We start from the raw sequence: 25,368 nt of genomic DNA on the forward strand, positions 1-25,368 counted from the left end.
CAAATGAATAGAATTTACTAGCAGTTTCTAGATGGCAAATCAAAAGCACATATCCTTATTATTACAAGGTACAAATATCTGGAATCGGTACAAGGAAGAGGGATTTTCAACTCAAATAGACCTGAGTTACGCGCAATTAGAAGCTGCGAATCTTAGTGGAGTGTACCTTAGTGGCGCCAATCTTAGTGGCGCCAATCTTAGTGGCGCTAATCTCAGTCGTGCTAACCTTAATTGTGCGAACCTCAGCAAAGCAAATCTTGAACAAGCTTCTTTGAGTCGAGCTTGTTTATTACAGGCAAATTTAGAAAATGCAGTTTTATTTAAAGCTAATCTCAACCAAGCGAATTTACTCGGTGCTTGTCTTCAAAATGCAGACCTTCAAACTGCAAGATTCGTTCGTGCTAATTTAACGGCAGCAACACTTTCAGAAACAATTTTCTGGAAATCTATACTAACTGGGACAGTTTTAAGAAGAGCAGATTTGGCAAGAGCAATATTTCAAGAAACAAACCTTTGGTGTGCAGACCTAAGTGAAACTGATTTAACCGATACATACTTTTTGCAAGTTAACCTTAACCGTGCCAATTTACGCTCGGCAAATTTGAAAAAGTCATTACTGAAGAAAACAAGTTTTTGGCAAACTAACTTTGAAAATGCTTTGCTAGAAGGAGTTTATTTTCGGAGGGCAGTATTTAATCAAACTAATTTTAAAGGCGCCCATTTACAAGGAGCAAATTTAGAACATGCGATTTTCAAAGACGTTAATCTTTCAGGAGCTAACTTAGCAGGAGCTTGTCTAGATAAAGCTGTATTTATCAATGTTGATTTAACAGGAGCTAATTTAACAGGCGCCTCATTTCACAGAACTATTTTTAAAGAAGTTAATTTAAAAACAGCTTTAGGAATTGATAGTAATCTCAGCAAAGGGACATTAATCTACTAATTTCCCAATTCTCGTACAAAATAGCATATTTTATACTTATGTTATAACTATCTGTTATATATAAATTATTATTCATAACTACCAATTTATTTTATTCGTTTTAACTGGTTGTATATTATACATTGTGGGTATTGTTTTTTCATGTTGATTCGTTACATTGAGAAACCCGGTTTCTGTAACCTCTGTCTAAAGATATATTTATTAAGATATATAGATAAGTAAATTCTTATAGATAGGTTCAATTATTATTTATAAACTTATACTCGTGTGAAATCATAATTAAGTATGAGTTTTGTTATTGAATGCTTTGCTAGTGTTGGTAGAGGCTAGCAACTATAATTATTCTTGCTTATAATTGGTTTTTAGTAAGAATTACAAGTAATAGAATGATTGTACTTGTAAGTCAGAACATATTAGTCCCAATCGGTTTGCTACCAGGTGTAATCATGACTTTAGCAATTTCGACCGAACAGAAGCCTTTAACTGACGAAGAACTACATTTAATTAACGCTTATTGGCGCGCGGCTAATTATCTTTCTGTAGGACAAATATATCTTTTAGATAATCCGCTTCTTAAAGAACCTTTAACAATTGAACATGTTAAACCAAGGCTTTTAGGGCATTGGGGCACTACTCCTGGTTTGAATTTCATTTATGTTCATCTAAATAGAATCATCAAAAAATACGACCAAAGCGCTATTTATATAGCTGGGCCAGGACATGGTGGACCTGGGTTAGTGGCGAATACTTATTTGGAAGGTACTTATAGCGAGTATTATCCAAATATTTCCCAAGATACTGAAGGAATGAAACGTTTATTTAAGCAGTTTTCGTTTCCTGGTGGTATTCCTAGTCATGTGGCGCCAGAAACTCCTGGTTCAATACACGAAGGTGGGGAACTTGGTTATGCATTATCTCATGCTTACGGCGCCGCATTTGATAATCCTGATTTATTAGTTGCCTGTGTTGTTGGTGATGGTGAAGCTGAAACTGGCCCACTTGCAGCTAGTTGGCACTCGAATAAGTTTCTTAACCCTGTAAACGATGGCGCCGTATTACCTATACTGCATCTCAACGGGTACAAAATTGCTAACCCAACAGTATTAGCGCGTCTTGAACATAACGAATTAGAAAGTTTGTTTATTGGTTATGGGTATAAACCTTACTTTGTCGAAGGTTCTGACCCAGTACTAATGCACCAACAAATGGCTGCGACTTTAGAAACTGTGGTGGAAGAAATTAAAGGTATTCAAAGAGAAGCGCGCGTACATGGGTTTACCAAGCGTCCTCAATATCCAATGATTATTCTGCGAAGTCCCAAGGGATGGACGGGACCAAAAGAAGTTGACGGTAAGAAAACAGAAGATTTTTGGCGTTCGCACCAAGTACCATTTGGTGAATTAAAAAGCAAACCCGAACATATTCAGCTTCTCGAACAGTGGATGAAGAGTTATAAACCAGAAGAACTCTTCGACGAGAACGGTAAATTTATTCCCGAACTTGCACAACTGGCGCCAACAGGACAGCGACGCATGGGTGATAACCCACATGCTAATGGTGGTGTCTTGATGCGCGCGTTGCGAATGCCTGAATTTGATGACTACGCAGTTGATGTTCCAAAACCTGGTTCAGTTGTTGCTGAGGCTACCAAAGTAACTGGTAAATTCCTCAGAGATATCATGAAATTGAATCAAGAAAGCCGTAATTTTAGAGTATTTGGTCCCGACGAAACGCAATCAAATCGTCTAGACGCAGTATTTGAGGTTACTGATAGAACTTGGAACGCTCCCCGTATCCCTGAAGACGAACATCTTTCTCCAGATGGTCGTGTTATGGAAATCTTGAGTGAGCATACTTGTCAGGGATGGTTAGAAGGATATTTGCTTACAGGTCGTCACGGGTTTTTCTCTTGTTACGAAGCGTTTATCCATATTATTGACTCCATGTTTAACCAACATGCGAAGTGGTTAAAAACAACTTTAGATATTCCCTGGCGCCGACCAGTACCTTCACTCAATTATCTTCTCACCTCACACGTATGGCGCCAAGACCATAACGGGTTTTCGCACCAAGACCCAGGTTTTATCGACCATGTAGTTAACAAAAAACCCGAAGTAATTCGCGTATATCTACCACCAGATGCCAACACTTTATTATCAGTTACAGACCACTGCTTACGTTCGCGCCATTATATAAATGTGATTGTGGCAGGTAAACAACCCGCCTTACAATACCTAGATATGGAGGCAGCAATTAAACATTGCACCAAAGGAATTGGAATTTGGGAATGGGCAAGTAACGATAAAGGTAGCGAACCTGATGTTGTAATGGCATGTGCGGGAGATGTGCCAACATTAGAAACATTAGCAGCAGTAGACATATTGCGTCGGGAAATACCAGAATTAAAAGTGCGGGTAGTAAATATAGTTGACTTAATGAAACTTCAACCAGCTAGCGAACACCCACATGGACTATCTGACAAAGACTTTGACTCAATATTTACCACCAACAAACCAATTATCTTTGCATATCACGGCTATCCCTGGTTAATTCACCGTCTAACCTACCGTCGCACCAACCACAATAACTTACACGTTCGTGGTTACAAAGAAGAAGGAACTACAACAACACCATTCGACATGGTAGTGTTAAACGACTTAGACCGCTTCCATTTAGCAATAGACGTTATCAACCGCGTACCTCACTTAGGTAGTAACGCAGCATATATCAAGCAAATGCTGCAAGACAAACTCATCGAACACAAACTTTACATAACCGAACACGGAGAGGACATGCCCGAAGTTAGAGACTGGACATGGGAAGACATAGGCGCCAAAACTGACATTGGACACGAGGGAAGCTAGTAATAAGCACTTTAGTGCTTTCTTCCCGGATTTAGTGCTTTCTTCCCGGATTTAGTGCTTTCTTCCCGGATGTAACGAATTATCCGTTACATCCATCGCCCATTCCCCAACAAATCTTAAAACAAATCCATCAAAATCGGTTTAACCCAGCGTTACTGTCACCATTAATTAAAGTCAGTCTGACTTAACCGAGACTGAACTAAAAATAAATTAGCTGCATCCTTAATCTTGTAACCTGAAAGCGAAATGCAGCAAAAGGAGGATAACGCTTGGCTAAGTTGAAAGTTGGTATTAACGGATTTGGGCGGATTGGAAGGTTGGTATTCCGCGCGGGCATTAGTAACCCCAACATCGAATTTGTGGGTATTAATGACCTAGTACCACCCGATAACCTGGCATATTTATTAAAATACGATTCAACGCACGGGATGTATAAGGGTACAGTCGAAGCAAAACCCGATGGTATCGTAGTCGATGGTCACTTCATACCATGCGTTTCGGTTCGTAACCCTGCTGAACTACCTTGGGGTAAATTAGGCGCCGATTATGTCGTAGAAGCCACAGGTTTATTCACCGACTACGAAGGTGCTGCAAACCATATTAAAGCAGGTGCAAAGCGGGTAATAATATCTGCTCCCACCAAAGAACCCGAAAGAGTTCAAACTTTCGTGGTTGGTGTAAACCATGACTTATTTGACCCAGCGAAGCATACAGTAGTATCGAATGCTAGCTGCACAACAAACTGTCTGGCGCCTATAGCTAAAGTTATTCACGATAACTTTGGGTTAGCCGAAGGACTAATGACGACAGTCCACGCAATGACAGCTACTCAACCGACTGTAGATGGACCTAGTAAAAAAGATTGGCGAGGAGGTCGCGGCGCCGCACAGAATATTATCCCTTCATCAACGGGTGCAGCCAAAGCTGTTGCGTTAGTATTACCCGAATTGAAAGGTAAATTAACAGGTATGGCATTCCGCGTCCCCACCCCAGACGTATCAGTAGTAGATTTAACCTTCAAAACAAGTAAATCTACTAGCTATAAAGAAATTTGCGAAGCAATGAAAGCCGCTTCAGAAAATGGACTCAAAGGTATTTTGGGATATACGGGAGACGAAGTAGTATCTACCGACTTTCAGGGAGATTTGCGTTCTAGTATCTTCGATGCAGGCGCCGGAATAGAATTAAATTCCAACTTCTTCAAAGTCGTGTCATGGTATGACAACGAATGGGGCTACTCCAACCGCGTCATCGACCTAATGTTATCAATGGCACAAAAAGAAGGAATTAAGTAGAAAGTGCTGAGTGCTGAGTGCTGAGTCGGGTGCTTGAGTCGGGTGCTTGAGTTAGGAGTTAGGAGTTAGGAGTTAGGAGTTAGGAGTTATCACTCAAAACTCAGCACTCATTACTCAGCACTCATTACTCAGCACTTTGCACTAAAAAGATCAAGATGATTTAACAAAACTGCATAAAAACACACTGTAAAATCTAATTCGACCTGCCTAGAATAGGGCTGAGGGGGATAACTCAGGACAAGCGTAGTGGCATTGTTAATTGCCTATTACATAAACACGCGCTTTTATACCACAGTACTCCTGCCGACGCAAAACGCAATTGATATAAGTCCTGATAAACAAACTTCAAGAGGAATTTTATGTCTAGTAATTTACTCGAACAACTCAAGAAAATGACTGTAGTGGTAGCTGATACAGGTGATATAGGCGCCATTGCTAAGTTCACACCAAGAGATGCAACCACCAACCCCTCTCTTATCACCGCTGCGGCACAAATGCCTGAGTATCAGGAAATTGTCAACGAAACTCTCTTAAAAGCAAAACAAGATTTAGGAGCAGGCGCCAAAGAAGCAGATATTTTATCTTTAGCTTTCGACCGTTTAGCAGTTGCTTTCGGTTTAAAGATTCTAGAAATTATTCCTGGTCGCGTTTCCACCGAAGTTGACGCGCGTTTGTCTTACGATACCGAAGCAACCCTGAACAAAGCACGTAACTTAATTGCTCAGTACGAAGCTGCGGGTGTTGGCAAAGAACGAGTATTAATTAAAATTGCGAGTACTTGGGAAGGAATTCGCGCGGCAGAAATTCTTGAAAAAGAAGGAATTCACTGTAACCTCACCTTACTATTTGGTATCCACCAAGCAATTGCCTGCGCTGAAGCTGGCATCACCCTTATTTCTCCCTTCGTTGGACGCATCCTCGACTGGTACAAAAAAGAAACCGGACGCGATAGCTATGCACCCGCTGAAGACCCAGGTGTAGTTTCAGTCACCAGCATCTACAACTACTACAAGAAATTTGGCTACAAAACTGAAGTTATGGGCGCCAGTTTCCGTAACCTTGGCGAAATCACCGAACTTGCAGGTAGCGATTTGTTAACCATTTCACCCCAACTATTATCAGAACTGCAATCAACAATTGGCGAACTACCCCGCAAACTAGATGCAGACAAAGCTGCAGCAATGTCAATAGAAAAAATCACCATTGACAAAGCAACCTACGACAAAATGCACGCAGAAGACCGCATGGCTTCCGAAAAACTCGACGAAGGTATCAAAGGTTTCACCAAAGCCCTAGAAACTTTAGAAACACTACTTGCAGACCAGCTTGCAAAACTAGGAGCAGCCACCAAAAAAGCTGCCTAACTCTTGTATTGACTCTTGTGGAGCGCAAGTTCCTTGCGCTCTCTCATTAAATAAACTTGATATATATTTACCACAGAGACTATTAGGGCACAGAGAGCGTCTGTGGTAAGGTGCGTTAAAGCAGCTAATTTTTCTATCAAGTCAAGTTTGTAATGGCTTTCAGTCAGTTGTAAAAGCAAGATTATAAAAGGCGCCTGAAACACCTACTAACAAATTGGAGTTTTTTGAGGCGCCTTCGTTGCTTGATGGATGATAATGAGTTATCTTAAATAATGCATTGTATTAATTTGCATTATTAATGTTAAACATGAGTACTACAAGCTTTCGGCTGGATGAAGACCTACAAGAGAAGTTGGATAGCACTGCTGTGCGGCTTAAACGAACCAAAGGATGGTTAATTAATGAAGCAGTACGTCAGTATATCGAGCGCGAAGAACTCAGAGCTAAGATGCTGTCTGAAACAGAAGAAGCTATCGCTGATATTGAAGCTGGGCGTGTTGTCTCTGGAGAAGAGGTGTTGAACTGGTTAAAGACTTGGGGAACCGAAGCAGAAAGTAAGGCACCTCAATATGGAGATTAAATTTTCAGCTAGTGCCGTTCGAGATTTAATTCGCTTACGGAAATTTATTGCTGTTAATAATCCATTAGCCGCAGAGCGAATGTCGCTTCGATTGCAACAAGCGATTGGAAAACTTGCGCTGTTTCCTGATATCGGGGTAAGAGTAGAAGAACCTGAAGGTGTACGCGAACTGGTTGCAGGAAATTATGTAGTTAGGTATTCACGTAGCGACGAAGAAATTTTTATACTACGAATTTGGCACGGTAAGGAATACCGCGATTCAGATTGATTAACCTTCCCACATAAATTCACGCCAATTCGGAGGAATAATTTCATCACGAAGATGCCGTTTGTGCTGCTTTCTCTGTAGCTTGTATACCCGTCAACAAGCTTAAAGTCTTCCAAAAAGATTCATTAGGCTCTAATTTTCCATTTGCATTAAAATCCATTCGCGTCAACCCAATCCGCAATGGCAGCTTAACTTTATTATCTTTAATAGGCTCAAGAGTGTTTTTGACCTCAGTTAAATCATTCAACAAGTTTTGCAAAATATTTCGAGCATCTGTATAGGTGACAGGTTGCGGTTGCGGGTTAACAGGTACAGGAAGACGCAAAATAGGAAAGAACTGAGTAATGCCATTTTGCTGCAAACCGTAACGATACAATCGCAATATTCATACTTATAGACGCGATTAAATCGCGTCTCTACGTGGATAATTTTTTTTAATCAGATAATACTGCTATAGGTTTTTCGCAAATAATTACTATCTTTTCTCTATTCAGAGAACCATTCTCACTATTTACTAATTTTTCTAGAGTAATAATCCAACCACAATTTTGTAGTATTGATTGAAACACTAGCCAAATTTTGTCATCATATTCACAACTAAGTTCTGATATGCAGAAGTCACACTGGCTTCCATAACTTGCCAATATTTCTGGTTGAATGTAAGTATTGGAACGTATTAATATCTTTTTTTGCTGCTCGTTAGCTTCACTATCTAACTGTCTCCTAATTTGATTGATAGTGTTACTTTTGTATTGACTAATTATCTGTTTAATTGGTTCATTGCTTTGACAAATTAATCGTGCTATTTGTGGATTAAGTTGATTCTTTATGCCATTCCATAGTTTATTGATTAAGTCGTATTCTACGCCAGATTCTAGATTGCATATACCTTGCTCAAGAACAATTTTAAAAGCATGATATTGACTGTCGCAGAAGATTATAGTAGGTTTTGGTTTTTCAAAAATAGTATATGCTGTGTTAATTGCTTCTGCCGCCGCATTTTTATCAAATGCGTTATTAGCAGCTATCAACTTTAACCATTTTGCTTCATATTTTTTAATTATTGTTTCTTGCTCTAATGTTAAGCTTTGTAAAGGTTGAGTTAACATAATTTATGACTATTTAGTGTTTAGGTTATTACTTACATATTACTTCTTATCTTACAAAATTAGGATTGAGAATAAAATCTCCTACGAACTTATCATACTCATCTACTTTCCTTGCACCAAGAATATTTTTTGACTGTATACCACCAAGTACAGCAAACTCGCTTTCTGGGGAATTTCTAACCAAAGTTAGATTAACATCTAATCCGACTTCTGGGCGTAAACTGTAAACATACCCTCCTTCAAAATTTTGATTTGCAAACCCTTTAGCTACACTTGCACTATAGCTTGTTGATATCCATTGGCTGTCTCGTATATCTATCGGGGCGCCAGTTGTTTCATCGAATAAGTCTACATGTTGTTGTAATGTTAGGTTTCCGCTTGGGTTCCACGGTTGAAAACCTGTATTAAAGATTTCTTCAGGAGGTCTTGAGTCTCCACGGAAAGTAAAATTTCTAATTCTTGCCAACCTGCACCTGCTCTCATTAATTTGCCATATATAAAGATACCCAACTTTGTGATAAACACAACAAAATATCATTTAACAAGATAATTTAAAAGGCTTGCAACTTTTTAATACTCAAATTAGTCATCAAGGATATATATCATAAAAAATCGTTTTTGAGCAACAGTTATATAAATTCCTGCTACTCAAAAGGTAAATTAACCAATGGAGCTAGAAACGTGTTTTTAACAAATCTTAAGTATTTAACTTTAATTTTACCAATAGTAAGTTTATCTATATTTACTGGCTGTGTTAAAAATAAAAGTGAAACCGTAGCAGAAGCGCGAATCACAAGCATTAATAGTAATTCATCCCCAGAAAAACCAAATATTATAATCAATGTTAAACGTCAGTCAGGAGTTTGTCCTCAAACAGTAGGAATTTGGACTTTTATGCTACCTTTTGAAGGAGGCGCCGAACATACTGCTGTTGCTGATATTCCAATAAATACGCGCGTTGTAGCATCAGGCAATAAATTTGTAGAATACGAAGCAGAATTACGACAATCTTATAAATCGTGTGTTGGCAGTGCTAAATCGGAAAGACCTGACGTGTATAACTTCCAGTTCCGAAATGGAAAAGTTTACTTTCGCCTAGATTTAAGTAAAGAAACACTAAAGACAGAAATTACATATAAAGGAATAGGTGGTTTTCGTCCTTATGTACGTTGGATAGCTGGAGAATAGTAGTTCGCAGTTGCATAAGTAAGTTTTTCTGATTCTTCAAGCAGTGCAATTACGGCTCTTGCGTATTTAGCGTGCTAATTTAGTGAAAAAATCAGCTTAAAACCCTTACTATAGTTAGATTACAGTCATTATTACCTTCAGAATATTATTATTGTCTAAAATTAAAACTATAAGCGTCTGTAAGCCTTGTAAATAAAGCATATTTATAGATATTAATTAAAATTTAGCACGCTATGTACGATAGAACCGTAAAAACAGCAGTATAAATAATATAATAGTAGCTAAAATAACAATGATTTATTAGTCCTCTTTTAGAGGACTTGAGCTATTAGCATATGGGTTTTCAACCCTATGCGGGTAGAAACAAAGCTAATAATCTACAAATATACAAGTTTTGATTGTTACAACTATCTAGGCTGGTGCAAGATGTAAGGTAAGGTCTCTTCTTCATTCTTCCTTTGTGACCTTTGTGTCTTTGTGGTTCATTTCTCTTACCTCTGTGCCCTAGAAGTCTCTGTGGTAAATAAAAATATATTACTGCACAGGCAGGGATGCCTGTGCCACAACTTCTTAAATGTTAGCGGTAGCCTAGAATTTCGGATATGGCTGATATTATGTCGAGGTAGAAGTTACCTTGTACGGCTCTAAACATCTCAAATTTAGTATCTGGTGAACCAAAGAATGGTCGTAGGAACCAACCTAGTTGCATTCCAATGAAGCCATATAATAATAACCATGACCTTAATATAGTGGTGCGGGTTTTTTTGCCGACTTCATCTAGCTCTGATAATAGCTGCATCCCTTCGTATAGAAATTTGACGCCGAAGAAGCCTGTGATGCCAAAGATGGCGACGTTTAGTAGTTTGAAAAATTGGTATGCTTTGGGAGCGGTAATTAAAAAGAATAGTGTTACTGGTGCGAAGCTGAATAATAAGACGCTGATTACTGAGATTGCTGTCATTAGTACTACAAAGTGCTGTTGAACGCTGCTGCGGGAACCAAACAGTACGTTGAAGAAGAATAAGGTGGGGAAACAGATTATTAATGTGAGTAGGTAGAATGCTGGTAGTTTGATGGCGCCTGATAATGCTTGGGCAAAGCTGTGCGATGAACCGATAATGGCGCCGTATATTGCAAAGAATAGGGAACTGGATACGAATAATGATGTTGCTTTGCTTTGTAAACGTATGCTTTGTTTGATTTCTTCTAGGAAGTTTTGACGGTCTCTTAGTAAGCTAAGTAGTACTGTGAAGTGTTGGATGTTGTTTGTCTTTTTTTGAAGCATGATTTTTTTACGTGTAGCCTAGGGTTGAAACCCTAGGAATATAATTAGCGAACACCTAGGAGGTACATGATTGATTGAAGTACGCTTAGGTAGAAGTTACCTTCTCGTTCTCTAAAGAGTTGAAATGCTGAGTCGGGTGTGCCAAAGAATGGTCGTAATGTCCATCCTAGTTGGCTTCCTACGAATGCGTATAGTAGTAACCAGGAGCGGATGATTTTACGTCGCACGTCGCTTCCTTCTCCGTCTTGTTCTAATACTATTTTTGCTGCTTGGTGTAGTGAGGATATACCAATAAATCCCGTTAGAGAAAAAATGATGACGTTTAATAGGATTAAGAATTGGTAGTTGTTGGTGGTTATTAGGAAGAAGAGTGTTATTGGTGCGAAGCTAAATAATAAGACGCTGATTACTGAGACTGCTGTTAGGACTAAGGTAAAGTACTGAGGAAATGAGCGTTTGGAACCAAATATGATGTTGGCAAAATACAGTGTTGGTAAGCATATTAGTAGGGTGATTAAGTATAATGCGGGTAATTTAACTGCTGATGATATTGCTTGCATCCAACTGTGATAGGCGCCTATTATTCCTCCGTATATTGCTAGGAATATGGAACTGCACACTAGTAATGAGATGATTTTACTTGGTAGTTTTGTTCCTTGCCGAATTTCTTCTAGGAATGATTGTCGTTCTCTTAGGAGGGTTATTAGGGTTGTAAAGTTTTTGTTTCCTGTGGTTCTTTTTTCAAGCATGTTTTTATAAAAGGGTTTTATAAAGATTTGTTGTAAGCACTTTAGTGCTTGTATAGGAAAGCACTAAAGTGCTTACAACGAGCGTACTTTTCAATCAAAATAATCTCCTCCTGAACCATATTTCCATGCGTCTATGCGACGGCGCCAATAATATTGTTGTTGTAATGATAATCTTTTTACCCACGGTTCTATGTGTTGATTTAATGAATATAAGATTGAGTAAATGCCAAGGTTGATATAATGCACTGTCCAATCAAGCAATGCCATAATTCCTACTTGAGGTATTATTTTCATTACTAGTAGGGGATGCAGTAAACCTGTTTTTAATAGCGTTTGCGTTAACCCTGAGAATTCAATTACATCTTGCAAAAATGGTTTGAGTATTGGTTCTCCTAGTTTTTGCATTTCTATAAATACTGCTGATAACAAATTATTTATTTGGTTGGCGCCTATTTTTTGCTCTATACCTACACTCATGGCTTTCTGAAATAACCATGTAACTGTTAAGTTCGGTTGATATGGTTGAAGTAATGATAAAGCTTGCTTTGATAACTCATCACTTGCAAGTGCTTCTTCTACACCTTGTGTCAACCTGCGTAGATGTCGCACCATTGCCCCGAAACCACCAAAACTTAACGGCGATTGACTGCCACTACTGTCTCCAACTGGTAAGATGCGATGGAAAGGAGTTTGCAGAGGACTTTCACGATAAGAGGGAAAATAACCGAATAATGCACGCTTAATATCAAGCTGTTTTAATTCCACACCTTGGTATTGAGGCATTAATTGGAGATAGTCCTCAAAGAGTGCTGCTAAATTAAGGCGCCGCAAATTTGCATCCATGTAAGTGAACATGTATGTTGTTCTTCCGTCTCTAGCTGGGAATGCTTCCCAAAAGTACTGACACTGGTTGTGCAAGGGTGTGTTAGATAACAACAAGTCGCCGGTTCGGTTTTCCGGAAAACCTTGGGCACATGTTCCAACTACTAAACAAAGTGCATCGGGTTTTTTTCCTTGGCGCGCTTGTTGGACAATGGGTGAAAAGTGTCCCATAGCATCTATCAAAAGTCTGGTTTTATATTGCTTATTGATAATTACACCGTCGGGATGTACGACGGCTTCTTGGAATGGGGTATTTTCATATAACTTACCGCCTTTCTCTAGAAATTTTTGTTTGAGTGTCTCTAGTAGGTATACTGGGTCTACTCCTATATTGAGTACGTCTTTGACCCAAACTTCGACACCCTCGTGAAACGCTACTCGTGCGGGATTATATTCTGTAACTATTGCTTTTTGTAATTCTTGTTCTGTAAGCAGTCCTAACTCTACAAATACCTGTAACTCATGGCGTGAGATATTCCACTCTTGTTCTCTTCCCTTTAAAATACCTCTTTCTAATAGTACGACTGAGGCGCCTCGAAGTGCCAAAGCGGCGCCTATCAATATTCCTAGTGTACCGCCACAAATTACCACATCCGATTCAATATCACCAATACACTCGGAATTTTCTGTAACTACTGTGGGTATAGGAATATTACCTTCACGCAATTTTTCAAGTAATGCGTCAGCACGTTGCAAACCACCCCATACGTTACCTGGTAGACGCGCAAAAACTTTTTCTGTTAGAGACATGGTAAATAAAGTATTACAACTAGTACTAGTAATCGTAACAAGGATTAATACCTGTAGAGATGTGATATATCACGTCTTTGCGCGCGGGGAACAATGTAGAAACGTGAAACCAGACGCGAAACCAGATGTGATATATCACGTCTCTACAATTACAATATGGTGCCTACGTGTGAGTAAAATCACTGACTAAATTTTTAGTTTCTTTTAAGCTAGTATAAAGAAACGACAAAGATATACTATATGTAAATATTCTCTCGGAGCCAATATTTACTGAGTACCCCTATTAATGACCGCGATACATGCCTTAATAAACAGCATATAAACAGCAAGTAAGCTGTTAGTTAAGCTATGAAAATTGCTTTTATAGTTGAAAAATTTCCTGTATTAACCGAAACTTTTGTTTTAAATCAAGCTGTTGGTTTAATCATGCGTGGACATCAAGTTGATATTTACGCACGTGAAACGGATGATACACCCAAAATTCATCCTGATGTTCTAAATTACAACTTATTAGAACATACATATTATGCTCCGTCTGTTCCTAAGAATTATGTATGGCGCCTGCTATTGGCGATAAAATTGGCGTTTGAGTTCCGCTCCTCATATAAAATAATATTGCGGTCGCTGAATTTATTGAAATACGGTAGGCGTGCAGCTTCGTTGAGGTTATTCTATTTAGTTATACCCCTACTACCATCACGAGCATACGATATTATTCACTGTCAATTTGGAATGTTCGGTATTGAAGGTGTCATATTATGTGAGATAGGCGCCATTCAAGGTAAGTTAATTACTTCGCTCCGTGGGTATGATATTAGCTGGTATGTTAAAGAATATGGAGACGATGTTTATAAAAAATTGTTCCGTGAAGGTGACTTTTTTCTAAGTAACTGCCAATTCTTTCGCAACCGCGCGATAAAACTAGGCTGTGATCCAAATAAAATAGTTGTGCATGGTTCTGGAATTGATTGTAACCGATTTGCTTTTGAACCACGTTATACAAATGACAACGGTCAAATCAAAATTGTTACTACAGGTCGTTTGATTGAGAAAAAAGGTATTGAGTACGGAATACGCGGTGTTGCCAAAGTGATAGAACAATACCCACATGTAGATATTGAATATAACATTATAGGCGCCGGATGTTTACAAAATTATCTACAAGAATTGATACACTCGCTCAATATGAGTGGTAAGATTAAATTGCTCGGAAGAAAAAACCAGCAAGAAATTATTGAAATTTTAAATAACTCCCACATATTTATAGCACCTAGCGTTACTGCAAAAGATGGCAACCAAGACGCACCTGTAAACACCTTGAAAGAGGCAATGGCAATGGGACTACCAGTTATCGCAACCCACCACGGAGGTATTCCCGAATTAGTTCAAGATGGTATTTCGGGTTTTCTTGTACCTGAACGAGATGCAGATGCTATTGCAGAAAAAATAATGTATCTTATCGAACAGCAGGATGCTTGGTTAGAAATCGGAAAAGCAGCAAGAAGCTTTGTAGAAGAACATTATGAAATTAACAAGCTCAACGATGAACTTGTTGAAATATATCAAAAATTGATCCTCAAACAAGAATGCGAATTCGAGCGGATTAAATTAACTTGTTAGCTTAGGATGGCGCCGTCACATGACCATTATCAACCCAATCACCAGTAAAATACCCTCACGTATCGGCAGAAGAATCACCAACAAACTCTTACGTCTCCTCGACAAACCAATAAACAAACTCCTAACGAACTATTACACAAAAAAATATCAACACACATAACCTCTTCCAAAAATGAAAGAAATTATTTACACACCACAAAGCAGTCTCCGACATCCTAAAAAACTACTTCGCGAAATGTGGCAAGACCTCCTCGCATCACGTGAACTAGCATGGAGACTAATGGTACGTGATATCAACTCACAATACCGTCAATCTTTACTTGGCATAACTTGGGCATTTCTACCACCCATAGTCATGGCAACAGGATTTACCCTAGCAAACCAAGCAAACGTTATTCAAGTAGGAAAAACAGATATACCCTACCCAGCATACGTCACCTTCAGCACTGCACTGTGGCAAACATTCGTCGAAGCGTTAAATGCACCATTACAAGCAGTAACACAAGCAAGACCAATACTCGCAAAAGTCAACTTTCCGCGCGAGGCTTTAATTATAGCCAAACTCGGAGAAACCTTATTTAATTTCGCTATAAAAATTATTCTAATTATTGCCTTATTTATTTGGTTTCAAATACCAGTCACCTGGACAATTATATTAGCCCCAGTCGCAATTATTCATTTAATCTTACTTGGTACATTAATTGGTGTATTACTGGCGCCACTCGGTCTATTATACCAAGATATTTCCAGAGGACTAAGTTTAATAACAGGGTTTTGGTTATTTCTCACACCTGTTATATATCCAGTTCCCAAAACAGGTATTTTTGCAGCTTTAGTAAATTTTAACCCTGTCACACCATTATTAGTTACAGCGCGCGAGTTAGCCACTACCGGGAACTTATCGCAATCTACAGCATTTTGGATTGTTAGTATTATTACTTTTATTGGGTTAATTCTAACATGGATTGCCTTTCGTCTTGCGATGCCATTTGTTGTTGAGCGGGTAGGTTAGCAAATATGACGTATTTAATTGTTGAGAATGTATCCAAAAAATTCTGTCGTAATCTCAAACAGTCTTTAAAATATGGTGTTCAAGATATTATTACAGAAATAACAGGTACGAATAGAAACAGCGATAAACTACGTAATGGAGAATTTTGGGCATTACAAAATATTAGTTTACAACTACGACCAGGTGAAGCACTTGGTTTAGTAGGCGCCAATGGAGCGGGTAAAACTACTTTATTACGTTTGATTAGCGGTTTAATGAAACCTGACACCGGATGTATTAAAGTGCGTGGTAGAGTGGCGCCACTCATTGCATTAGGCGCCGGCTTTAATCCCATCCTTACAGGACGTGAAAATATTTATGCCAATATGTCGATATTAGGATTATCGACACAACAAATAACCAAACGCTTAAAAGACGTAATTGATTTTGCCGAAATTGATACTGCCATTGATGCACCTGTACAAACTTATAGTTCAGGAATGGCAGCACGTTTAGGGTTTGCTTGCGCTGTTCATATCGAACCAGATGTACTATTGATCGACGAAGTATTAGCTGTTGGTGATATAAAATTTCGCATGAAGTGCTATCAAAAGTTAGCACAGCTACGGGAACAGGGAACAGCTTTTATTTTAGTAGCTCACAATCCACATGTTGTACTAAATGTATGTGAATCTTCGATTTATTTAGCAAAGGGTAATATTATCACATCTGGTAACACCGTTGATGTAATTCGCGCATATGAAGACGATTTAAACATGGTAACTTACTCTGAGTCAGAGAGCATTATGTATTTACCAGCTAAACCTGAATCCGAAAGTATGGGTGTTGATATTACTTCATTATGCTTTAAAGATAATCAAGGTGAAATAATTCCAATATTAATATCCGGTCAACCTGCAAACTTAGCTATTAATTGCCAAGCTAATCAAAATATCGATAATTTAAATATTGGTGTAATAATTTCGGCTTTATCTGGACAAAACGAACGTATTTTATATATTACATCTGCGAGTGATAACAACTTAATTCAAATTAATCGTGGCGCCGTTGAAATTCAAATGCAAATGCCATATTGTTGCTTGCTGCCAGGTTTATACAACGCCAAACTTTATATTAAACAGGGGGTGCAATCATTAGATATCGTCCAATCATTTAGATTTGCGGTAAAAGCAAATCAAGTTATTAGTCAATCTCTATTCTACCAACCCCACACCTGGAAAGTGACAAACACCTCATCGTAATAAGCACTTCAGTGCTTACAGTGCTTACAACTCATTATACAACTATATTATTATGTCTAAACTTGTTTCAATTATCATACCTTGTTACAACGCCAGTCACTGGATAGCCGAAGCCATCGTAAGTTGTTTATGGCAAACTTATCCAAATATTGAGATTATCATTATCGATGATGGTTCTAAAGACAATTCTCTAGAAATAATCAAAAGTTACGCTAAACAATATAAAAACATTATCTGGCGCCGTATTCCCCACACAGGAGGAAACCACGCTCGCAACGTTGGTCTCTCTTTATCAAAAGGCGAATACATACAATTTTTAGACGCGGATGATTGTATTCTACCAGAAAAAATACAACATCAAGTTGATTTCTTAAAATCAACAGGCGCCGATGTTGTTTACGGAGATTGGCGCCATCAATATCATTACAATAACGGTAGCTACACACTTGGAGATATCAAAATTACTGGACAGCAAACTGATATTCTTGAATCTTTACTTGGTACATGGTGGGTTGCTGTAGCAGCTTTACTTTACACACGTAAAACTATTGAACGTAGCGATGGATGGGATGAAACACTTAGCACTGCACAAGATAGGGACTTTTTGATCTCTGTTGTCATGCGTGGCGCCAAAGTTATGTATCAACCTGGCTGCTATTCTATATATAGACGTTATGGTAATGTCACTGTCTCAACAGTTTCTCGACCACACTGGGTAATGGGTCACTGTGTTGTCTTAGAAAAAGCAGAACGTAAACTAATACAAAATAAACGACTTTCGAGTAATTACCGACGTGCGTTAGCTGCTGGTTACTTCGATATGGCACGATACTCGCTGTTTGAAGACTACTCGCTATATTTAAAATTATTAGATGCTGCACTCAAACGTTGCCCAGATTTTCAAGGTAACAGCAAAAATGGTATTTATCGGCGTCTGAGAGCTATTATCGGTTTCCGACGTACTGAACAAATAGTTTGCTGTCTGCTAATTGCCAAAAAACATCTAAATTCAATTATAGATACACTTGCAGGACTCAAAAGCACCAACTTAGGGGATGCAACGTAAAATTAATATCATTGCTCAAATTGGAAATCGAAATGAACCGCTCAAAAATAGTTGCTGTACTTACTGGCGCCATCTCTATTATTTTAGCTGTCGCTTATTTAATCATCGTCCAGTTTCTTGATTATAGAGGAGAAATGAAACCGGCGCCTGTCGGTATGCTCAATCAGCCACTAGTAACATATACTCAGACCACTGGTTTAAAGTTTACACCTTCATTCATCAAGCTATAAATTTTTATATCTTGTTATATCTTGTAGGATAGGCATCTTGCCTGTCCTAACGTTTTTATATTAGAGCGGGCAAGGATGCCCACTCCACAAGGTTACTAATGATAATGATAATGATAATTAAATTTAATTTTTATTTATATGATTTTAGAAAAAGTTAAGTTATATTAATAAAAGTACATTTGCTTATTTACAAAAATCTCCGATTAAGCGTTTAAAACAACTAAATACTTTTTCTAGAGAAAATGTGTTTCTAAATGATAAATAAAGCCTAATAGTCAGGATATAGATAACGAATACGCTGGATTGACGCGCGAACCATGATGGATAGAGTTAAATAAATCCATAGACGAGATACGATAGTAAATATTAGATATACTGATGATGCTTGATATAAGAAAAAGTTAGAGCATCTATCGTTGATTTTTTTCAAATAATAATTCCATTTTGAGCGATATAAAGTTACCCTATAACTAATAAGATTAATTAAATATAAATTTGCATAAGTTGCAATTTTTGGGGTGCCTGAATTTAGGTTGATGGGATGTGCCCCTAAGTTAATGCTGCTTTCTCTAGAGGTAAGTTAATGATACAGTACTTGCTTGACACCATTTGGTTGGTGCCATGCTATGCCCTTCTGGGCGGGCTTATAGCCTTACTTTGGTCGCCTGGGGTGAATCGTCTCACAGGCCCAAGACCAGCTGGTTATGCCAACCTAGTTATGACGTTTACGTCGTTTATTCATAGCGCTTTAGCACTAACTGGGACTTGGAACCATCCACCGCAAGAAATATTTATTCCTTGGCTTTCAACGGCTGGGTTAAATATATCAATAGATATAGAGGTAACATCCGTCAACGTTGCTGCGATGACTGTAGTGTGTGGATTAAATTTCTTAGCACAGATTTACGCCATCGGCTACATGGAAATGGACTGGGGTTGGGGACGTTTCTTCTCTTTGTTGGGTTTGTTTGAAGGGGGGTTATGTTGTTTAGCTCTTTCTAATAGTTTGTTCTGTAGTTATGTAGTGTTAGAAATATTAACGCTAGGAACTTATTTATTAGTTGGACTATGGTTTAGCCAACCTCTAGTGGTGACAGGAGCGCGCGATGCATTCCTGACAAAACGGATAGGTGATTTAATTTTGTTAATGGGTGTATTGGGTATATATCCTCTAGCACAAACTTGGAACTATACAGATTTAGCGCAGTGGGTACAAACTGCTAATGTTAACCCTACAATAATTTCTTTAGTTTGTTTAGCATTAATCGCAGGTCCAATGGGTAAGTGCGCGCAATTTCCATTGCACTTATGGTTAGATGAAGCGATGGAAGGACCCGTACCCAGTACGATTTTGCGGAACTCGGTTGTTGTTGCTTCCGGCGCCTGGGTTTTAGTAGAGTTACAACCAGTATTTAGCTTATCGCCATTTGTATCAAGTGCAATGGTAGCTGTTGGTTCTGTAACAGCAATAGGAGCTTCACTTATTGCCATAGCACAAATCGATGTTAAGCGCTGTCAGTCATATTCAGTAAGTGCTTACATGGGTTTAATATTCATTGCTGTAGGAACTCAACAAAATGAAGCTGCATTGTTACTGGTACTTAGCCATGCTTTATCAGCAGCATTGTTAGTAATGTCTACTGGTGGAATTGTTTGGAATAGCATTACTCAAGATGTCACCCAACTCGGTGGTTTGTGGTCGCGTCGTCCAATTTCTGGTCTAGCTTTTATTGTAGGCGCCCTCGGATTGATTGGTTTCCCACCATTGGGTTCTTTTTGGGCACTACTCAAACTCGCAGACGCACTTTGGACAACGAATCCTCTTTTAGTTGGAGTCATTATTTTAGTTAATGCTTTGACGGCATTTAGCTTAACCCGTGAATTTGGTTTAATTTGGGGTGGTAAAGCTAAACAAATGAGTGAACGCTCTCCTGAAGTTTTCTGGCCAATGATATTACCAATGGTTATTTTAGCTGGATTTGTATTGCACTTACCATTGATACTAGAAAGCTTCTCTTTACTACCTTCTTGGGCAGTACTCAATAAAGATGTAGCTTTATTGCTGATATGGTCGAGTATATTTGGTGTGAGCATTGGTGGTGTGATTTACTTAGGTGACTTCATTCCCAAACCAGTTAAACTTCCGCTGCAACCTCTACAAAACTTGCTAGCTTACGATTTTTACACTCCCAAGCTGTACCGTGCGAGCATAGTGTTGGGTGTCGATTTAATATCAAAACTTACCGATATTGTTGACCGCTTCGTCGTTGATGGTATCGTCAATCTATTTGGTTTAATTTCCCTTGGTGGTGGTGAAGGACTCAAATACAGTAACTCTGGGCAAACACAATTCTACGCATTAACCATTTTGCTTGGAGTTAGTCTTTTAGGCGCCTTCGTTACCTGGCAATTCTGGGGAGACGAATTTATGCATTTAATGTCCGCTTCTGTTTCTTTACTTCCTCAATAAACCATGTAGAGACGTTACATGTAACGTCTCTACCATAGACCATCAATAAATGAATTTATGTTAAGTGTTTTAATTTGGGCACCAATTTTAGGTGCGTTAGTAGTAGCCTTACTTCCGAAAAAGCTACCTGCGGGTAATGTTCGGTTTGTAAGCTTGTTTATTGCAGGACTAGTTTGTCTTTGGAACCTGTTTATTTTACTCAAATTTGATGTTACCAATCCAGGGATGCAGTTAACTGAGTATCTACCTTGGAATGAAACTCTTGGTTTGAACTATCAACTGGGAGCAGATGGTTTATCTATTCTGATGTTGGTATTAAATAGCTTTCTTACTTGGATTGCCATTTACAGCAGTAGTAAACAAACAGAGCGTCCCAGACTTTTTTACTCACTAATTCTACTTATTAGTGGTGGTGTTGCAGGAGCGTTTGCTGCACAAAATCTACTACTATTCTTCTTGTTCTACGAATTTGAATTAATTCCTTTCTACCTGCTAATTTCAATTTGGGGTGGTGAAAGACGTGCTTACGCAGGAATTAAATTCTTAATTTATACTGCGGTTTCAGGCGCCTTGATTTTGGCAAGCTTCTTAGGAATAGTATGGTTGACAGGCGCTAAAAGCTTTGCAATGGACACTATTTCGGTTCAAGGTTTGTCAAGTGGACTACAATTGCTCCTTTTGGTTGGAGTTGTAATTGGTTTTGGTATAAAAATACCTTTAGTTCCATTCCATACTTGGTTGCCAGATGCTTATGTTGAAGCATCTGCACCAATAGCAATTCTTCTTGGTGGTGTATTAGCAAAACTTGGAACTTACGGTTTACTAAGATTTGGTTTAGGTCTGTTCCCTTCGGCATGGAGCGTTATTGCACCAACTTTAGCAATTTGGGGCGCCGCTAGTGCCGTTTACGGAACAGTCACAGCTGTTGCTCAAAAGGACATTAAGCGCATGGTCGCTTACAGTTCGGTTGGTCACATGGGTTACATTTTACTCGCTGCTGCTGCTAGTACACCTCTTGCACTCGTTGGCGCCGTTGCCCAAATGGTAAGTCACGGTTTAATTTTAGCAATGCTATTCCACCTTGTTGGAGTCGTTGAAGCTAAAGCTGGTACACGAGAACTAGACCAACTCAACGGTTTAATGAGTCCAATTCGTGGTTTACCTTTAACAAGTGCTTTATTAGTACTTGGTGGAATGGCAAGCGCGGGTATTCCTGGAATGACAGGGTTTGTAGCAGAGTTTATTGTTTTCCAAGGTAGTTTTGCTGTGTTCCCCATCCCCACACTAATGTGTGTAGTAGCCACAGGTTTAACAGCAGTATATTTTGTAATTTTGCTCAACCGCACCTGCTTCGGTAAATTAGACAACAACTTAGCATATTACCCTCGCACATTGTGGTCAGAGAAAATTCCCGGTTTAATCTTGGCAGGATTAATTATATACCTAGGTTTCCAGCCCAATAACCTAGTACGTTGGAGTGAACCAACCACCACCGCAATGGTTGCTGCAATTCCAGCCATAGAAAAAACAGTCACCCCACAAGTAGCAATGAAATAAAAAATTGTAGAGACTTTTCATACTTAGAAACTACGTAAAGTAAGGGCGGGTCAACCAATATCTTTCTTTTATAACGAGGATATCGTAAACCCGCCCCCATTAAAATCTAAAATAAAGGAATCTCGATGGTATTAACTCCTGAAAAACAAACTACTAAACTACCACCTTCAACTCACGAGTTTGCCGATGTCATTCATCGTTTAGAAGCGGGTGGTTCAATGCTGCCAGATACACCAGAAAACTTGATGCAAATCATTGGTATATATAAAGCTTACGCTGTGCCAATGGATTTTTACTGGCGTGACTTACTTTATATTGCCGAACAAGTATTCTTAGACCCATTCCCATTTTTCAAATACTTTATTTCAGATGAATACTTACAGCGTCACAACCATTATGCTGGTGATGATGCTGACTTAAGAATTTGGCGTGGTCCTGCAACAGCGCACCCTGAACTTTTAGAGTTCATGGAAAAAGGTGAAACAACCAAAATGCCAAAGCTACTCCATCACCTTTTGCATGACCGGGTAAATATGGAGTTTGCCGAAGCTTGTATGCGTGCGATGTTATGGCATCGTCACATGTACGCTCCTGTCAACCAATTTGATGCGTATCTAGACTCTGACGAATACCGCGCTAACGCTGACCGTGCTATTAAAGCATACTTCAAACGCAATCCTTTAATGATGGGAATGTACAAATTATTCCCAGAAATGTTCATTGAACAATGCCGCCAAATGTCATATTACTCGAACCTAGGTTTATTCTGGGAAGTAATGGCGCCTGTGTTCTTTGAAATGTCAGATATTTATGATGAAGGTGGTTTCAAAGGTGTACCCGACGCAATGAACTTCTTGGTAAATGGAATTTTCGCTATTGCTGGGCGCCCAATTTATCACCACGTATACGTAGACGGTGAATGCTACGAAGTCATTCCCAAATCAAAAGGTTTTACCTGGCTATACGAAGCAGCACTACCTTACGTAGAAGCCGTATTCTATCGTACTGCACCATTCCGTGGTACAAAATCATACAACGCCCAAGCCGGACAAGTACCCGACAAACAAACAGACTTCCACTACGGAATCCTTTACGCCGATGTATTCCCAGTAGGTACCGCTGGTATTCCACCAACATTATTAATGCAAGACATGTTGCATTTCTTACCCAAATATCTTAAAGACTATTACCTAGAACATTGCCGTGGTGACGAGGACATCTTAATTCAATTAGGTATTACCTTCCAACGGTCAATGTATAACGTAACGTCAGCAGTAATTCAAGCATTGCGAACAGCCTTGTTATACCCATTAGACGACCCCAACCCCAAACACTTACAAGCAAACCGCGAATTCTTTGAAATGCAAATAGGTCGCTTCTGCCGTCCTGAATATGGAATGCGAGACGCCGCACGCTTACGCCAAATTCAAAGCCCTGATTATCGTTAATGATCCCCCCCAACCCCCCCTTAATAAGGGGGGGCTTTTTTTGCAAATTGTCGTATTTATCCCTACCAATATCAATAAACAACCCCTCTTGTCCCCCCCTTATTAAGGGGGGCTAGGGGGGATTTTAACGATAAAAAGGCAAATAAAAAGATAATAATAATCAAATCAACTTTCATAAATCTACTGACATCAGCTACAAACCTAGTAAAATTCTCCCATCTTTTTATCAAAAGCTAAACAAAGTAAACATTAACTTCAAACAAAATTAGATATAACCACAGTTACTAACCATATCCTTCCCAACATAGACTCAACATACAACGAGCGCTTTACTTAAAAATGCCAAAGCAAAAACATCTACTTGAAACACGTTATTACTTACCATATAACCCAGAATTAAAACAAACAGCAAGAGAGCTAAGAAAAAACCAGACACCAGCAGAAAAGAAACTATGGAACAATTACTTAAAAACATTTAAATATAGAGTGGTCAGACAACGACCAATTGATTATTTTATCGTTGATTTCTACTGTGCAGCTTTAAAATTAGTAATAGAAGTTGATGGTGATAGCCACTTTACAGACGATGCCATAGCTTATGATTTAGAAAGAACACAAATTTTAGAAGGGTATGGGTTGAAAGTTATAAGGTTTACAAATGATGAAGTTTTGAAGAGTTTTGAAGGAGTATGTGCAAGGATTGAAGAGTTGGTAGATAGTATTTAAATTAAAATCCCCCCTAACCCCCCTTAATAAGGGGGGAACAAGAAAAGTTAAAGCCCCCCTTATCAAGCTCTGTTGGAGGGATCAATCTGGACTCTATTACTTGCCTTTGCTGCTGTTGCTGTAACTGGTGCATATGGTTAAACAATTTCCAACAGTATTCTTCTGGCAACCCACAAGTAACGGCGCCTCGTAAAACTATATCAAAATACCAATCGTTCGGCGCCACTTCAGTAGCAAGTTTATTAACAACTACATAAGTTCGCACATTTTTATAAATTTTACCGTGAGCGCGAACTTCAATTATTTCTTGACGATAACCACCTCTTGGTACATCTTCACGTTTGTCTAACTGTTCGCTCAGGCGCCAAGGTAACTTGTACAATACACCTTTAACACTCGCTTTTGGGTCTGGTACTACATCCAATACACCACATTTACGAGTTTGTGAATAGCGATAAAAACCTAGTCGATAACCTTTTAGTGTTCCAGTACCTACAACGTAAAGATGAGTTTTTTCACCTAGTGACCGTTTTAAGTCCACTGGACACATACACGAACCATATGCAAAATAGTAAAATGTTGATTCTTCACTATGCTGTGATTCCAAGCTACCCAAATTATTCACCTATTTCTATATAAATGCGACTACTGGTATTATTTTAACATCGTTTTAAGTATCCTGAATGTTTTTTTGTGAATAGCATAAATAATGGGACAGGCA

At 38.8% G+C, this 25,368-nt stretch carries 23 protein-coding genes; 16 read left to right on the forward strand and 7 right to left on the reverse strand.

The genetic code is table 11. The annotated features are described in order from the left end of the window. The first annotated feature begins 31 nt into the window (after positions 1–31). From DSM106972_RS17165 to DSM106972_RS17190, 6 genes are all read left to right on the forward strand, one after another. Positions 32–943 carry a pentapeptide repeat-containing protein gene (locus DSM106972_RS17165; protein WP_127081824.1) on the forward strand — a complete coding sequence of 304 codons (912 nt, stop codon included), beginning with the start codon at positions 32–34 and terminating at the stop codon, positions 941–943. 446 nt (positions 944–1,389) lie between these two features. After that, positions 1,390–3,807, forward strand: coding sequence for a phosphoketolase family protein (locus DSM106972_RS17170; RefSeq protein WP_127081825.1), 2,418 nt, complete (start codon positions 1,390–1,392; stop codon positions 3,805–3,807). A 269-nt stretch (positions 3,808–4,076) separates the two neighbouring features. Then, positions 4,077–5,102 (forward strand): type I glyceraldehyde-3-phosphate dehydrogenase, encoded by a 1,026-nt coding sequence (gene gap / locus DSM106972_RS17175; protein ID WP_127081826.1) that lies wholly within the window; start codon positions 4,077–4,079, stop codon positions 5,100–5,102. 359 nt (positions 5,103–5,461) lie between these two features. Then, complete coding sequence (locus DSM106972_RS17180; RefSeq protein WP_127081827.1) at positions 5,462–6,466, forward strand: transaldolase; 1,005 nt, start codon at positions 5,462–5,464, stop codon at positions 6,464–6,466. Positions 6,467–6,773: 307 nt separating this feature from the next. Next, complete coding sequence (locus DSM106972_RS17185) at positions 6,774–7,046, forward strand: CopG family ribbon-helix-helix protein (protein WP_127081828.1); 273 nt, start codon at positions 6,774–6,776, stop codon at positions 7,044–7,046. Further along, the gene (locus DSM106972_RS17190; protein ID WP_127081829.1) at positions 7,036–7,314 is read left to right on the forward strand and encodes a type II toxin-antitoxin system RelE/ParE family toxin; all 279 of its coding nucleotides are present in this window, start codon (positions 7,036–7,038) and stop codon (positions 7,312–7,314) included. The genes DSM106972_RS17185 and DSM106972_RS17190 overlap by 11 nt, the downstream gene beginning before the upstream one ends. Before the next feature lie 46 nt (positions 7,315–7,360). Here DSM106972_RS17190 and DSM106972_RS17195 read toward each other — a convergent pair whose 3' ends face one another. Genes DSM106972_RS17195 through DSM106972_RS17205 form a run of 3 tightly spaced genes read right to left on the reverse strand, consistent with a single transcriptional unit; the run spans position 7,361 to position 8,889 of the window. Beyond that, complete coding sequence (locus DSM106972_RS17195) at positions 7,361–7,696, reverse strand: hypothetical protein (RefSeq protein ID WP_233787071.1); 336 nt, start codon at positions 7,694–7,696, stop codon at positions 7,361–7,363. 52 nt (positions 7,697–7,748) lie between these two features. Then, a complete protein-coding gene (locus tag DSM106972_RS17200) occupies positions 7,749–8,423 on the reverse strand; it encodes a hypothetical protein (RefSeq protein WP_127081830.1) in 675 nt (224 codons plus the stop codon). Positions 8,424–8,469: 46 nt separating this feature from the next. Continuing rightward, positions 8,470–8,889: a scabin-related ADP-ribosyltransferase gene (locus tag DSM106972_RS17205; protein WP_158632836.1), complete on the reverse strand. Its 420-nt coding sequence runs from the start codon at positions 8,887–8,889 to the stop codon at positions 8,470–8,472. Positions 8,890–9,104: 215 nt separating this feature from the next. Here DSM106972_RS17205 and DSM106972_RS17210 point away from each other — a divergent pair, with 215 nt between their 5' ends. Beyond that, positions 9,105–9,611, forward strand: coding sequence for a hypothetical protein (locus DSM106972_RS17210; RefSeq protein ID WP_127081832.1), 507 nt, complete (start codon positions 9,105–9,107; stop codon positions 9,609–9,611). A 577-nt stretch (positions 9,612–10,188) separates the two neighbouring features. Here DSM106972_RS17210 and DSM106972_RS17215 read toward each other — a convergent pair. The 3 genes from DSM106972_RS17215 to DSM106972_RS17225 form a co-directional block, all read right to left on the reverse strand. Beyond that, on the reverse strand, positions 10,189–10,896 hold the full coding sequence (locus DSM106972_RS17215; protein WP_127081833.1) for an actin-binding WH2 domain-containing protein: 708 nt from the start codon (positions 10,894–10,896) through the stop codon (positions 10,189–10,191). Positions 10,897–10,940: 44 nt separating this feature from the next. Continuing rightward, positions 10,941–11,645, reverse strand: coding sequence for an actin-binding WH2 domain-containing protein (locus DSM106972_RS17220; protein ID WP_127081834.1), 705 nt, complete (start codon positions 11,643–11,645; stop codon positions 10,941–10,943). A 90-nt stretch (positions 11,646–11,735) separates the two neighbouring features. Beyond that, entirely contained in the window at positions 11,736–13,277 is a 1,542-nt protein-coding gene (locus DSM106972_RS17225; RefSeq protein WP_127081835.1) for an FAD-dependent oxidoreductase, read from the reverse strand. 348 nt (positions 13,278–13,625) lie between these two features. Here DSM106972_RS17225 and DSM106972_RS17230 point away from each other — a divergent pair, with 348 nt between their 5' ends. From DSM106972_RS17230 to DSM106972_RS17270, 9 genes are all read left to right on the forward strand, one after another. Further along, positions 13,626–14,897: a glycosyltransferase gene (locus DSM106972_RS17230; protein ID WP_127081836.1), complete on the forward strand. Its 1,272-nt coding sequence runs from the start codon at positions 13,626–13,628 to the stop codon at positions 14,895–14,897. Positions 14,898–15,069: 172 nt separating this feature from the next. Further along, complete coding sequence (locus DSM106972_RS17235; RefSeq protein ID WP_127081837.1) at positions 15,070–15,909, forward strand: ABC transporter permease; 840 nt, start codon at positions 15,070–15,072, stop codon at positions 15,907–15,909. 5 nt (positions 15,910–15,914) lie between these two features. Next, a complete protein-coding gene (locus DSM106972_RS17240; RefSeq protein WP_127081838.1) occupies positions 15,915–17,150 on the forward strand; it encodes an ABC transporter ATP-binding protein in 1,236 nt (411 codons plus the stop codon). A gap of 52 nt (positions 17,151–17,202) precedes the next feature. After that, complete coding sequence (locus DSM106972_RS17245; protein WP_186538407.1) at positions 17,203–18,216, forward strand: glycosyltransferase family 2 protein; 1,014 nt, start codon at positions 17,203–17,205, stop codon at positions 18,214–18,216. Positions 18,217–18,248: 32 nt separating this feature from the next. Beyond that, the gene (locus DSM106972_RS17250) at positions 18,249–18,446 is read left to right on the forward strand and encodes a hypothetical protein (RefSeq protein WP_127081840.1); all 198 of its coding nucleotides are present in this window, start codon (positions 18,249–18,251) and stop codon (positions 18,444–18,446) included. Between the two features lie 583 nt (positions 18,447–19,029). Next, positions 19,030–20,916 (forward strand): NAD(P)H-quinone oxidoreductase subunit F, encoded by a 1,887-nt coding sequence (locus tag DSM106972_RS17255; protein WP_127081841.1) that lies wholly within the window; start codon positions 19,030–19,032, stop codon positions 20,914–20,916. A 57-nt stretch (positions 20,917–20,973) separates the two neighbouring features. After that, complete coding sequence (locus DSM106972_RS17260; RefSeq protein ID WP_127081842.1) at positions 20,974–22,473, forward strand: NADH-quinone oxidoreductase subunit M; 1,500 nt, start codon at positions 20,974–20,976, stop codon at positions 22,471–22,473. A 125-nt stretch (positions 22,474–22,598) separates the two neighbouring features. Continuing rightward, positions 22,599–23,921: a CO2 hydration protein CupA gene (cupA, locus tag DSM106972_RS17265; RefSeq protein ID WP_127081843.1), complete on the forward strand. Its 1,323-nt coding sequence runs from the start codon at positions 22,599–22,601 to the stop codon at positions 23,919–23,921. A 339-nt stretch (positions 23,922–24,260) separates the two neighbouring features. After that, a complete protein-coding gene (locus DSM106972_RS17270) occupies positions 24,261–24,647 on the forward strand; it encodes an endonuclease domain-containing protein (protein WP_127081844.1) in 387 nt (128 codons plus the stop codon). A 13-nt stretch (positions 24,648–24,660) separates the two neighbouring features. On the opposite strand, the gene DSM106972_RS17275 is transcribed toward DSM106972_RS17270, so the two are convergent. After that, the gene (locus tag DSM106972_RS17275) at positions 24,661–25,272 is read right to left on the reverse strand and encodes a gamma-glutamylcyclotransferase (protein ID WP_233787070.1); all 612 of its coding nucleotides are present in this window, start codon (positions 25,270–25,272) and stop codon (positions 24,661–24,663) included. Positions 25,273–25,368 lie beyond the last annotated feature (96 nt).

This window comes from Dulcicalothrix desertica PCC 7102 (assembly GCF_003991905.1).
Classification (GTDB): domain Bacteria; phylum Cyanobacteriota; class Cyanobacteriia; order Cyanobacteriales; family Nostocaceae; genus Dulcicalothrix; species Dulcicalothrix desertica.